14 protein-coding genes are annotated in these 12259 nt (G+C 67.8%); 10 read left to right on the top strand and 4 right to left on the bottom strand.

The annotated features are described in order from the left end of the window. The first annotated feature begins 738 nt into the window (after nt 1-738). Complete coding sequence (locus DB31_RS49435; protein WP_157232474.1) at nt 739-1119, top strand: class I SAM-dependent methyltransferase; 381 nt, start codon at nt 739-741, stop codon at nt 1117-1119. 581 nt (nt 1120-1700) lie between these two features. Here DB31_RS49435 and DB31_RS42620 read toward each other — a convergent pair. Both DB31_RS42620 and DB31_RS49430 read right to left on the bottom strand, forming a co-directional pair. Beyond that, nucleotides 1701-2243, bottom strand: a complete 543-nt coding sequence (locus DB31_RS42620; RefSeq protein ID WP_157232472.1) for a hypothetical protein — start codon at nt 2241-2243, stop codon at nt 1701-1703. Between the two features lie 236 nt (nt 2244-2479). Next, a complete protein-coding gene (locus DB31_RS49430; RefSeq protein ID WP_157232470.1) occupies nt 2480-2848 on the bottom strand; it encodes a hypothetical protein in 369 nt (122 codons plus the stop codon). Between the two features lie 278 nt (nt 2849-3126). On the opposite strand from DB31_RS49430, the gene DB31_RS42610 reads away from it, so the two are divergent. The 4 genes from DB31_RS42610 (at nt 3127) to DB31_RS42595 (ending at nt 6459) form a co-directional block, all read left to right on the top strand. After that, nucleotides 3127-3453 carry a hypothetical protein gene (locus DB31_RS42610; protein WP_157232468.1) on the top strand — a complete coding sequence of 109 codons (327 nt, stop codon included), beginning with the start codon at nt 3127-3129 and terminating at the stop codon, nt 3451-3453. A 97-nt stretch (nt 3454-3550) separates the two neighbouring features. Then, nucleotides 3551-3826: a hypothetical protein gene (locus tag DB31_RS42605; protein WP_044199297.1), complete on the top strand. Its 276-nt coding sequence runs from the start codon at nt 3551-3553 to the stop codon at nt 3824-3826. A 730-nt stretch (nt 3827-4556) separates the two neighbouring features. After that, a complete protein-coding gene (locus DB31_RS42600; protein ID WP_044199295.1) occupies nt 4557-5387 on the top strand; it encodes a hypothetical protein in 831 nt (276 codons plus the stop codon). A 247-nt stretch (nt 5388-5634) separates the two neighbouring features. Further along, nucleotides 5635-6459, top strand: a complete 825-nt coding sequence (locus DB31_RS42595) for a hypothetical protein (protein ID WP_044199294.1) — start codon at nt 5635-5637, stop codon at nt 6457-6459. Nucleotides 6460-6493: 34 nt separating this feature from the next. Here DB31_RS42595 and DB31_RS42590 read toward each other — a convergent pair whose 3' ends face one another. Continuing rightward, entirely contained in the window at nt 6494-6724 is a 231-nt protein-coding gene (locus DB31_RS42590) for a hypothetical protein (protein ID WP_157232466.1), read from the bottom strand. A gap of 456 nt (nt 6725-7180) precedes the next feature. Here DB31_RS42590 and DB31_RS49425 point away from each other — a divergent pair, with 456 nt between their 5' ends. Beyond that, nucleotides 7181-7960, top strand: a complete 780-nt coding sequence (locus DB31_RS49425; RefSeq protein ID WP_044199292.1) for a CGNR zinc finger domain-containing protein — start codon at nt 7181-7183, stop codon at nt 7958-7960. A 277-nt stretch (nt 7961-8237) separates the two neighbouring features. Here the strand turns inward: DB31_RS49425 and DB31_RS42580 are convergent, their stop codons facing one another. Continuing rightward, nucleotides 8238-8729 (bottom strand): hypothetical protein, encoded by a 492-nt coding sequence (locus tag DB31_RS42580; RefSeq protein ID WP_157232464.1) that lies wholly within the window; start codon nt 8727-8729, stop codon nt 8238-8240. On the opposite strand from DB31_RS42580, the gene DB31_RS42575 reads away from it, so the two are divergent. From DB31_RS42575 to DB31_RS42555, 4 genes are read left to right on the top strand one after another with little or no spacing between them, the layout of a single operon-like run. Beyond that, nucleotides 8714-9127 carry a hypothetical protein gene (locus DB31_RS42575; RefSeq protein ID WP_044199290.1) on the top strand — a complete coding sequence of 138 codons (414 nt, stop codon included), beginning with the start codon at nt 8714-8716 and terminating at the stop codon, nt 9125-9127. The genes DB31_RS42580 and DB31_RS42575 overlap by 16 nt on opposite strands. Before the next feature lie 44 nt (nt 9128-9171). Beyond that, complete coding sequence (locus DB31_RS42570) at nt 9172-9645, top strand: hypothetical protein (protein ID WP_044199289.1); 474 nt, start codon at nt 9172-9174, stop codon at nt 9643-9645. Beyond that, a complete protein-coding gene (locus tag DB31_RS45825) occupies nt 9642-11015 on the top strand; it encodes a tyrosine-type recombinase/integrase (RefSeq protein ID WP_052420691.1) in 1374 nt (457 codons plus the stop codon). Before DB31_RS42570 ends, DB31_RS45825 begins: the two co-directional genes overlap by 4 nt. Further along, on the top strand, nt 11012-12259 hold the full coding sequence (locus DB31_RS42555) for a hypothetical protein (RefSeq protein WP_044199285.1): 1248 nt from the start codon (nt 11012-11014) through the stop codon (nt 12257-12259). The genes DB31_RS45825 and DB31_RS42555 overlap by 4 nt, the downstream gene beginning before the upstream one ends.

Here is a 12259-nt window from a genome sequence, read left to right as displayed (position 1 = left end):
GTGAGGTCCAGTCCACCTCGCTGGTGGTGTCAGTATTTGAAGGGATGCCCAGTGCTTCATGACTGGCTGTCCATGCGAAGCTGAGTTGGGGCGATTCGTCGTCATGGGCGGTCACGCTGAAGGTGATGGTGCCCGGACCGTCTACGCCAGCTGCGGACTGCGAACTCTGAGTGATGGTTGGGGCTGTCGTGTCCACTGCACCCGCGTCTGGTGGCGGTTCCCCTGTAGTGCCTCCTGCATCAGGAAGTTCCTCGTTACCCACGCCGTGGCCGCACCGTGAAGGGTTGCGCTCGCAGAATGCAGCGGCCTCCTTTTCGAAGTCCGCACAGCCCAAGGCGTTGACCAGCAGAGCCGTGGCCAGCACGACACGGAAACGTGAAGTCGTAGGGGGATTCACCGCAGGCACCGTCCACGAGAGTAGGCGGCCAACGAGCGCCTATGGAAGGAGCAGGGTAAAGACGGAGCGAGAGCCCACGCGATACCGCCAAGGAAGTACGCCCCGGCCCTTCGGACGACTTTTGCCGAAGAGCAAGCCACGCCTGGTCGGTGATGCCCTCAGCCGCACGCTGCACCAGATCCTCAAACTTCCGCGCACAGCTCCGTGCCCTCGACGTGGTGCCCCCCCACCAACGGGCTGCTGCCCGCGTCCAAGATCGAGAGCCACGGCCACGCTGCTGCCTCCTCCCTGCGTCCCTTCGTGACCTTCAAGCTTCGATATGGTGCCGAGCAAGAGGGCCCGTGAAGACTGCGACCGACAAGAATGCAGTGCAGCGCGCGCGATCTGTGAAGCTGCTTCTAGAGCAGGTGCGCACCAACGTGCAGCGTGCGAGTGAAGAGTTGGGAGAGCTCACCGAGGGCCTTCCGGAGGAACAAGGCCACCACGCACAGGAACTGAGCGTGGCCCTCGGACACATGCAGGGGGAGAGTGAGGCGGCAGTCCGGCGTGCTCACCGTTTGCTCTGCGAGGTGGACCCGGACGCGAAGGCGGGCGACGTGGCTCACCTGCTTGGAGAGGCGCTGGTGGTGCTGCTGGAGGCGTTCCCCGAGCAGACCACGCCTGCGCAGCGCGCGGCCGTCCGCAAGGCTCACCACGCGTTGAAGAGAGGAGGCATCGAATGAGCAGCGCCGTTAGGGGAAGTAGGCCCCCGCCATTGCAGAAGCCCGAGCGCGAGGTGCTTCTCGCGGCGTACGACTTGGTGCGGGCACGCTGGTCCCGGGGAGTAAAGGCCATAGGCTGGCCGCTGCTGAAGGCCGCCAGCGGCCCGTCCGCTTTGTGCACACGGGTAGAACGTCGGTTGGAACTTGCCGCTGGCGTGGAGCCCGGCAAGCTCGACCACTGGGCCGAGGATCCGGAACGGACGCTTGAGGAAGTGGGCTCCGTCTTCACCCGGGCTCTGGCCTCTGACCCTGCACAAGCAGGGTCAATATGAGCGAAGCGCTGGGTTCGCCACACGTCGAGGCTTCACACTCGGCGCGCGGCCGGGCCCTCGGGGGCTACCCCTCCTCTGGCTCGGTGGGGTGAGCCGCAAGGGCACCATTCGCCGGAACAGTTGGAGGGTCCCACTTGTCGTAGAAACGCCTCAGTACATCCATGCGCTCTGTCGGGGTCATCGACTTGGCCCACGCGAAGAACTCGGGCGACGGGCTGTCGGGGTCCTGCCCGAGAACAGGAGTCTCCTCCTCGTGCGGCTCACTGCTGCTCATAGCTTCCCCTCGTCAAGCCGCTGCTCCCAGACACGGCCCACTTGGACAATCGCATGCTCGGCGCGGATGGGGAACACCACGCCCTTGCAGCTCTCGTCCTTGAAGCGCTTCGCCGTCGCGAGGACCGCGAGGTGGAGGCGACGCTCAGCCGGGAAATCAAGCCAGCTTCCAGGGATTCCCTCCTCCGGAAAGAGAGCAAGCAACCCTTCGGCGCACTTGAGGTACAGCCGCGCCGCGAGGCAGCGGCGGGCCTCGGGAGGGAGTGCGGCGAGCTCGATCTGAGGCTCCGCTTTGGCCAGCAGTGCCCCCATGCTCTGAGCGCACACGCGAGTGGGCCGCTCGGCAACTTCTTCGGTGTCCGCGTTCGGGACGAACGGCAACGTGACGCCGAAGATCTCCGGCGGGCCCACCGGCTTCGTCGAGCGGGTCCCTACAGGAGACTCAGCAGCCCACAGGCCCGGTTCATTGCTGGGAGGGAGGACGCGGGTATGAGGACTCCGAGGGTGCTGCTGGGGGCGCTGGCCAGGCTGTCCGACCACGGGCGCTCCGGTGCCGACAGGTGCCATGGGCGGGGCGGGGAAGGCTGGCCCAGGGACACCCTGGGAGTAGGTGCGGGGTGAAGGGGTGGAGCAGGCAGCGGTGCACAGGAGAAGCAGGAGCAGGTAGCGCATAGTGAGAGAAGGTACAGAGCAGGGCTGCCAAGGCGGCAGCGCGTTGAAGCCAGAACCATGAGCAGAAGGGCGAGCACCTCTGGCCCGGTGCTCGCCAACAACGGCTAGTGCTCGGGCGCACCGGCAGAGTCTGCGAGCCCCTGGAGCACGACTCGAACCGAAGCCAGCGCGCCCACCACGGCCTCCGGTGCCACATTGTGCCGCTTGCAGGCGCGGAGGAAGACGGCCTCGGCCAGGTGGACGGTGGTGCCCACGTGAGAGAGGGCCACGGAGGCGGCCTCCGCATCTCCTCGAGCACAGGCGCCGGCAACCTCGGCCAGGGACTGGAGCAGCCCCACTGCGGCGTGCTCGCAGTCACGAAGGGCGGCAAGCACCTCCACCGGCAGCCCCAGAGCGGCAGCTGCACATGAGGGGTGCTGGCGGCGCAGGGCCACAGCGAGGGTTTCCGCGGGAGTGAGGGGCGTTGCTGGCATGGGCTGGCGTCTCCAAGTGCTGCCGAGGGGGACACGCGGCCGGGGAGGGCTCTGCACTCGGTTGGGGCCCACCAGCCAGCCAACCTGAGTTCCTCTTTCCGGGCGGCCCAGTCACCACAGCGCCGCGTGTCCCCCTCGGCAGTAACAAGAGCAGCGCGGAGCATGGCGAGGCAGCAGCGGTGAAGGGTGCTGGTGGGCACCGGGTTGCGGGAGGTGATGGGCTCTGCTTGGGTCTGTGGCGTTGGGCGTGCTTGGAGCCCACGTACCTGGAGAGCCTCATGAACAAACCCCCTCCCCTAGAACTGCTCCCGCCTGGTGCCCAGGCGTGGGCCCTGCTCAACGACGTGGCCATTCGCACGGGCAAGGAAGTGCGCACCGTGCGCAACGCGTGTGAACAGGGGCTGTTCCACTCCATCGGCCTCGCAGGCGGCTACCTGGGAATCTGGGTGGCAGTGCGTGAGGGAGGCTGGCCGGTGGATGGGCCCAAGGTGCAGGAGTATCGCGCCCACCGCAGCGCGCGCGCGAAGGTGGGCCAGCCCAAGGCCACAGCCGCGGCGACGCGAGCTCGCGCGAAGGCCAAGGACACGAAGAAGAAGCGGGCCTGAGCCATGCCCGAGGCCATTCGAGACAGCGAACCTTCTGGAGCAACCATTGACACCTCCTCTCTCTCTCCTCCCAGCTGGGGCCACGCGGTGGGATGTCGTGAACGAAGTGGCCATCCGCCTTCAGCGGGACGTGCGCACCGTTGAGCATTGGTGCGAGCGCGGACTGCTCCACTCCACCGCCCTCGCTGGGGGCTACGGCGGCGTGTGGGTGGCCGTGACTGACGAGGGCTGGCCCGTGGATGGCCCGAACGTGAAGGCGTACAGCGAAACCCGGAGCGAAGCGTGCCGGCAGCGCGAGGCAGAGAAGGCGGCACGCACGAACGCGGAGCTTGCGGAGCCCACGAAGTCAGCGCGGAGACGGAAGCAGAACTGAGGCCAGCACGCGGTTGGGCGCCACCTCCGCGGACATTGAGACTGCTCCCCGACCAGGGCAGCAGGTCGAGCACCACAACGCCCTGGCACCACCGGCGATCGTCCGATCGGTAGCAGCCCGCTCGCCCAACCAGCTCGGCAAGGACCAGCACTACGAGAACCGATGGGTTGGGTCACCAAAAATCTGGCCGCCGCCCGCATGCCCCTCCATTGGCACCATCCTCCAACCGGTAGGTTGCGCAGTAAGTAATGCTGGTGGTGATGGGTCCAGAAACGTTGAGGAACGCCCCAGGCTCGCCGGTCTCTCCCGTCACCATGAACTCAAAGTGCTCGCCTTCAAGTGGTTCAACGCTGGCAATTGTTTGGAACCTGCTCTGAGGAGCTATGGCGGCGTCCCCTGACCACGTGGCGTAGGCCGGTTCTCCCTTTCTCTCGTGAACGGTGAGAACCATGTGAACGTTCCACGCACGCCCGAAGCGATTGTCCACCAAGACTTCGGTCGGCGATCTGTCCGGACTGCAAGCTGCAAACAAAGGAAGAAGAACAAGGTAGCGCATGGGTAGATTCTACCCGACCTCACACAGGAGCAGCACGTCGAGGACCGCCGCGCCTCACCGGCCGGGGCAGCATGTCGAGCACCACTGACTGCGCGGCCTGCGCGTCACCACGCGCCCCGCGCGCAACTCCGCGTGGTAAACCCTCCCGGCGTGGCACGAGGGAGGGCCGGATCTGTGAGCGAGGAAGACAAGCTGGAGCGGAACCGACTGGGGCCGTACGAGATTCTGCGCAGGCTTCGTGGGGTGACGACGGCGGCAGAGGTAGGCCGGGTCTACAAGGCGAAGCACCGGCTGACGGGCAGGCCTGCTCTTGTGGTGCGCGGAGTGGCCCAGAGCCACCACATCCCCCTGCAAGACTGGCGGATCCGAGTGAGGGCGGCGACGAAGCCGGAGCCGTACCTCGCGCTCGAGGTGGAGCGCGCCCCCGAGGGGGCCACTCCACTGGGCCAACTGGACGCGGGGTTGGACGTGCTGGCCTGCGCGCTCGAAGGCCTGGAGCAACACCCAGAGGCAGCAGTCCACCTGGGCGCGCGCAAGGCCCCCGCCGTGCGCATGGAGAGACCAGCAACCAACTGGAGGTGGCTCGCTGTCGCTGCGGGGCTGGCAGTTGCTGCGCTGGCCCCACGGGCGTGGAGATCTGCGCAGACGCCAGGGGAACAGCAGCCAGAGCCGGCCGCCCTCGCGTCCGTGGCGGAAGAGGTGCTCGCGGAGCCGGAAGCCTTGCCCGTGGGCAACATGGACGGCCGGGAAGCACTCCCGGGGATTGCACGCGACATGCCGAAGAAGCTCTTCCGCGGACAGTACCGGACTGACAGCGAGGGGAAGTGCAAAGGGCGGCTTGAGACGCCAATCAACGGCGGCTGCTGGGTGGCGTTGAAGAAGTCTCCGCCTTGCGGTGATGACGCGTACGAATGGAAGGACACCTGCTACTGGCCCAGCATGCCAGCGCCGAAGGAACCCAGTAGCACCCTGCCGCATCCGCCTCCGGTGCCAGCCGCACGGTAGGCACCACGTCGAGCACCTAGCTCCTGGCGGCGGTGGCTCTGCGCGTTGAGCACCGGGTGCAGCGTCCGATCGGGCACCGCGTCGAGCACCTGGTGCTGCTCGCGGCTGGGCCTTTTGCAGGTGCCATGAGCACCAGCCCAAGGGTTGGCCTATGCTGGGAGCACGCCGTGTGGTCCGAGGACATTTCGAACGCGGCGTCCTTACTCAACGGCCCAATTCTTTTGCGAGGTGCGGAGGTGCAAAGACGATGGACTACCTAGGACTTGTGTTCGCGTTCGTCGGTGGGCTGATTGGTATCTGGGGTAAGACAACCAATGATGGCATGCATGGATTACGGCGCCTCACCACAATCGGCTGGGTTGCAATCGCGTCGGTAGTTGTTGGGGCTGGCGTGCAGGGCGTGATGACCTACCAGAACAACGCAGACAAGCGTGCTGCCGCGATTCAGGCAGAGAGGCTGAAGCTTATAGCGCTGACGATGCTTGAGCGATCTGTGGCTCAGGCGGTCGAGCCGATTCTTGCGTTCAAAGACGGCCTTCAGCTACAGCGCAAGCGCTACCAGTATGCCGCGATTGCAAGAGACTCAGGAGCAATGGATTGGGCCTGCGCCATTGATCTGAATGACAAGTATCCGTCGTGGGGGAAATCAGAAGTAACCCATGGGCAAGCAGCAACCTCTTTGGCGAAGCTCAGTAGCGAGTGGACTGACGACGCACTGACCCGCTACGCCCAATATTTGGACCCGGAAACAGTTGTGATGGCCGAAGAGTTCAGACACGGCCTCTTCCTCGGAAGCATCGAAGCCGCAGAGACCACGGCAAAGGCGTTCACTAAGTTGGAACCAGAGTGGCAGAGGAATCGGAAGGCGCTCCTCGGCTATTGCCACGTGCCCGATGCAAGCCCGTACTCCTACAAGGCTCAACTGACACGCCTTGCAAGGTTTGAGGGTCATCTGCGCAGTCAGATGGAACCGCTCGAAAAGAAGTACGGAGACCTTGCACACTCGATGGCGAAATTCCTTGTGATGACCGGCTGGGCGCAGGCGGAGCCCGAGACAGAAACGCCGAAGTAGTCTGGCGCCGGTTCAGCAGCGGTCGACGATACCGTCAGACAGCGCGCGGCCAGGGAACCACGTCGAGCGCCTGCACCAGCTCGCGGCCGGGCACCATGTCGAGGGCCTGGTGCTGCGCAAGGCCGTGAAACCGAATGCCGCGCAGCCAGTGGAAATCCGGCAGAATCCAGAGGGTTGCGCAGCGCCACGCCGTGGGCGCGCGTGAAAGTTTCACCTGCGCAGTCGTGAAAATTTCACGGCCGGGCGGCCTGCGCAGGCTGTGCAACTGCGCTGCGCAGTGGAGACGCACGCGCAGGGGCGCGCACGCGTAGCACCTGCCGTGCCTGCGCTGTAACTGCGCGGAAGCACTGCGCGACTACGGGTGTCCAACCCACCCCACTTGACGAGAAGGCGACAGACCGCGCACGGTCTGGTGCGAGGCGGGAGCCCGGGTAACGCCGGGCTGCGCAGGGGGCACCCTGCACCCGCGCGTGCACTAGGTGCCGTCCCGCGCAGGGGACGGGTTCAGCACCACGGGGCGCGCTAGCAGGGCCAGACCGGCCCATGCTAAGGCATTCTGCGAGCCCGAGCGCCACCAGTGCGCGGATGGATTCGTCCGTCCACGGCTGGGGGTGGAGGGTGTTGGCACACGCGTGCGGGGGCACCTGCCGCTGTGTCGAAAGGGTCTGTTGGCGGGCCTGAACCCCGTCAGCAGGCCCTTTCGCTTTGAAGGGCCCCCGCCATGGGCACCAGGCAGAGCGCGAAGTACCCCGGCAGCACCGGTTCCAAGTCCCGTACCTCTCCCACCCACACCACCCCGCGCAGCGTTGCGCAGCAGCTCGACGCGCTGCTGGCTGAGCACGCAGGCACCCCGTCCGCGCAGGCCTCGGCCGTACAGCCCCGCCCGCTGGTGGTGCTCATGCCGCCCTTGGCTGAGCACGCGCAGCTGCGCACCCTCACTCGCGCCGCCTTCGGGGCGTGGGTGCTGCGCGAGCAGGCAGCACCCGAGTTCATCCGCTGGCTCCAGGGCCAGCAGGGCACCCCTGCGCAACTCTGGGCCCAGTGCCCCGGAGGCGACCGCCTGTTGTGGCTGGCGGTGGCGGCGGACGTGCCCCTGCGCTGGCTGGTGCTCGCGGCGTGCGCGTGCGCAGGCGTGGCCCTGCCCCGGCTCGCACCCACCGAGACTGCACTGCGCGAGGCGCTGCGAACCGTGCAGGTCTGGGCGGCCGGGGAGGAGGTTGCGCAGGCCGAGCTGGAGGCGGCCCGGCAGGCAGCGGGCCCGGAGGTGGGCGCCGAGCACCTGCGCACGGAGGAGGACTGCGCGCGCTACGCGGTGTGGGCCGCCGTGAGCAGCACGGCCTACCCTGAGTGGGCGCTCGACGTGGCAGGCGCCGCTGCCGGGCTGGTGAGCACCACCCAGCGCGCCGCGCGCCTGGCCGAGTGCGCGCAGGCGGTGCGCACGGTGCTGCCCTGGGGCGTGGTGGAGGCGGCGGTGCTGCGCAAGGTGGGGGTGCACTCATGAGCGCCCCCCAGGACAAGGGCCCCGGCACCATGTCGGGCAGCTGCGCACCGTCCACGGCCACGGACGGGGAGTCCACGGCCGTGGACGGTGCAACCCACTCCAGCGTGCGCGCCTCAGAGGGAGCGAGCGCTGGCACGGCGCCAGCAATGGCGCCGGGCACGATGACGGCACGGCAGCGAGACTTTCAGCAGGTGTGGCAGCGCAACACCGTGGGGCAGTTCCGGGTGCTCCGGCGGTGCAAGGGAGTGCCCGGCGAGGTGGGCCGCACCTACCAGGCCTACAACCGGGAGACGGGAGCGGCGGCGCTGGTGGTGGCCACCCCGCGCAGTGCCACCAAGGCCCCAGGCCGGTGGACTGCGCACGTGGTGAGCACGCCGCACGGGCTGGCGCTGGAGGTGAGCCACGACAGCGCCGCGTGCGTGGAACTCTCCGAGGTGTCCTCCGGGCTGCGCAGGATGGGGCAGGCCCTCGGCCAGGTGAGGCCGGACGCGCTCACGCGCACGGCGCTCACCAGCATGTTGCGCATGCAGCAGGCCCGCGCGGCCGAGCGGCGGTGGGCCTCGGCCATGGCCTCGCTCAAGCTCGCGGTGGCGGTGCTGGTGGTGTTGCTGCTGGGCATGCTCGCGGTGTTGAGCCTGCGCGCGGCGGCTAGTAACACCGGGGCGGGCAGCTGCGCGCAGGCCTCGGGCAGCGCGTGCGTGCAGCCCAGCGCCCAGGCGAAGATGGCGGCCCACTCACGGGAGGCAGCCGACCATGGCAGACGACACAATGAAGGGCCCGCCAAAGCTCACGCTGTTGAGGGGCGGGGGCAGCGAGACAACGCACAGCCATGGGCCGTGGGAGGCACCACCGGAACTTGCGCGGCTGCCGCAGGAGCAGAAGGAGATCGAGGCGTTCGAACTCTTCGGCAACGCGTTCGAGCTGCTCTTGAAGGTGGAGCAGACACTGACACAGGCATCGCGACTGACGGAAGTCGAGAGGGCGCAGGCGGAAGGAGGGGCGCCGACGAAGTTGTATGCGGCCTCGTTCTTCGAGGCGCTCGCAGCTCTGCACGTCGCAAGGGCACGGATAAGCGAGTGCCGCGAGGCGGTAAGGCACCACGTGGTGGACGGCGCCCCGCCACCAAAAGGAGGACGAAGGAGCAAGCGGCGCACGCAGACAGACTGACGCGCTGGACTGCAACCACCCGGGAGTACGGCACCAAGGCGCAGGTGCGCGGTGACAGCGCAGCGCCAAGCAGCACCGCGACGACAGCCCGCCGGGAGTCGCGTAAGGGGCGAGCGCTCGGCAGGGCGAAGCTGAAGGCTGGCGCGGAGACGCCGACGCTGGGCACACTCCTGGCGTGGTACGAGAAGGCCTTCCTCCAGCACCAGAGCCGCCACACCCAGAAGGCCCACGCGAACACCTTCCGCCTGGCCCTGGAGCGCTTCGGCCACCACGCCAAGCCGAGCCGCGCGCAGGTCTGGGAATGGCTCTCCGAGCGCATGCAGCGCGGGGAGATTCAGCCCGGCACGGCCAACGTGATGAGGAACCACCTGCACGCCGTGTACGCACGAGCGCGTGATTTGCGGTGGCCGCTCCTCCTCAACGCGGCAGACTTCCAGCGCTTCGCAGAGTTGCCGCGCCAGGCACAGGCGCTGGGCAAGGTGAGGCCGGATGCGCTCACGCGGGGAGGTGCCCAGTGAGCCACTACGAGGACGACGACCAGGGCAGGGACGCGTGGCGGCTGGAGGACCCTGCGCAGCTGGCACCGCTGCCCGAGCGCAGGCAGGGCCGCCAGCGCCGCAGCAGCCGCAAGAAGCCTGCGCAGCCTCACGGCAAGCAGCTCCACAAGGGCAGTCACACCGCACCGCCGATCCCGAGCCACCTCACGGTGCCTGCGCAGGGCGATGTGGTGCCGGTGGAGTACGGCGCCTCAGTGCACGAGCTGCAGGCGGAGGTGGTGCACCCGATTCAGCACGGCCTGTTTCGGCCGCTCGCGCCGCCCACGGTGAGGAACGTGGTGAACCTCTACCTGGAGCACTGCCTGAAGGAGCAAGGGCGAGCCCTCTCCACGTACGAGAGCTACGCCCCGCCGCTCCGGTGGTTTACGCAGGTGCTCCCGCCCTTCCCGACGCCGGGCCAGGTGAAGGACGTGCTCCAGTGGCGACTCAACCTGAAGGAGGGAGACAAGCGCCGACTCGTGCCGACCACCGCCAACCAGTACAAGAAGTACCTGAGCGCCGCTTACAAGTACGCGCGCAACTGGTGGCCCATGGTGGCCCTGAGAGACCCGACCACCTTCCCCAACTGGAAGGTGGGACGCCGGAAGCCGCGCGGCATGGCAGACCCGGCCACTACCTTCCGGCTGTTGCTGGCGCACGCCTGCAAGAATGACACGGAGCGCGCGTTCCTGTGCGTGCTGGGGCTGCTGGGCCTGCGAGTCTCGGAGGCGCGTGGGCTCCGCTGGGACACCGACTTGAGCCCGGACTGGCGGAAGCTGACTGTGCAGCGCCAGCGGGTGGCACGCCGCAAGGGTGAGCAGGAGCTGAAGACGGTCGCCAGCTTCGCGCACTTCGACGTGACAGCGGTGCTGTGCGGCTTCCTGCTCGGAGCATGGAAGGAGCGGAAGGAGGCCTTAGCGGGCAATGACCCCTGGGGGCGACGGGATGCGCTGAGCCCGTACATGTTCAACTACGGCCAGGCCCGCCTTCAGGAACTCATGGAGCGGATCCGCGACGTGGCGCCCGAGGACTTCCCTCGCAAGACCGGCAAGCGCGGGGCTCTGGCCTTCCATGGCTTCCGCGACACGTTGGGGGCGGTGCTCGCGTCAACCAATTCGACGTTGGGCGAGGGGCAGCAGGCGCTCCGGCACGACAGCTACATAACGACCTCGCTCTACTTCCAGAACCATCAGGGCAAGCCGACCGCGAACGCCGCCCTGCTGAAGGCGCAGGCCGTGTTGGTGGGCGGGATCCAGACTGAGAGACGAGGGTTGCACCTCGTGAAGGAAGGACAGAACCCCGGCGACGACTCGAACAACCCGACCGACACCACGAACGGAGGTGCCAAGTGAGCCAGTACGAAGACGACAACTATGGCAAGGATGCATGGCGGCTGGAGGACCCTGCGCAGTTGGCACCGCTGCCAGAGAGGCGGGAGCTCCGCCCGCGCCACAGCATGCAGCCTGCGCAGCCTCACGGCGTGCAGCCTTACCAGGGCGGCCACACCGCCCCGCCGCACTACGGCCACCCCGTGCAGCCTGCGCAGGGGTACGGGCTACCGGGGGTGCCGTACGGCCACGGCGGCTACCTCGCGCCCGGCTACTCCGGCCATGTGCCGGGCATTCCGCCCTCCCAGCCCCCAGGCGCGCAGCCCTTCGAGGGGCACCGCGCGTGGCAGGGCCCCGTGTACCAGGAGCCGACGTTCTTCGAGTTGGCCGAGTGGTACCAGCACCGCGCGCGCACCACGGGCATTGCCCGCCGGACGATGCTGTCCGAGGACGGGTACATCCGCGCCGCGCTGGAGTGGCTGCGCAGCAGGGGAATCGATCGGCCCACCACGGCTGACTGGAAGGAGTACCTCGACTACCGGATGAGCCCCGAGTGCAGCATGTTGGACGGCCAGGCCGGGCGCGTCACCCCGCGCACCGCAGAGAGCCACCGCCACGTGCTGGGCAAGGTGTACCGGCGCTGCCGGGACATTCCCAGCCCCGCGTGGTGGCACGTGCCCAACCCGCTGGACACGCACGTGCTGCCCCGCTGCTACGCGGGCGGCAGAGACGTGCCGCGCAGCCTGCGCGAGCCCTTTATCACCTACCCACGGTTGCAGATGGCGATGCCGGATGTAGTGGCCAAGGCCTTCATCAGTGTCATGCGGTGGCATGGCCTCCGCGTGCAGGAAGCGCTGGCCATTCCGCTGCCCGGCAGCCAGGCGGACGCGAGCATGGGGGGAAGAGTGCTGGACTTGCTCACGGGAAGCCTGCGCATCGAGCGCCAGCGCACGCGGGACAACCCTCGGCACGAGCGCCTGAAAACAGAGTTCAGCAGGGCCAACCTCAAGCTCGCCCCGGAGCCCGCGCGGCTGCTCCACGCGGCACTCATGGAGCGCCAGAAGGAGCTGGCAGACCCGGGCACGCACTGGCGGCGGCGCACCGGAGAGTGCGCGCGCAACTACCTGTTCCCCTACTACAGGGTTGACCTCGCCCGCCTGATGGAGATTCACCGTATCAGTTCGCCGATCCCCGTAGAGGGCAGGCGGTCGAGCAGGGCTGCTGGCCAGGGGCGAGCGAGCGTCAGTCGTAGCCTTGAGGAAGAGTGA

Source organism: Hyalangium minutum, from assembly GCF_000737315.1.
Classification (GTDB): Bacteria; Myxococcota; Myxococcia; order Myxococcales; family Myxococcaceae; genus Hyalangium; species Hyalangium minutum.
This window is presented reverse-complemented; position numbering and strand designations above follow the sequence as displayed.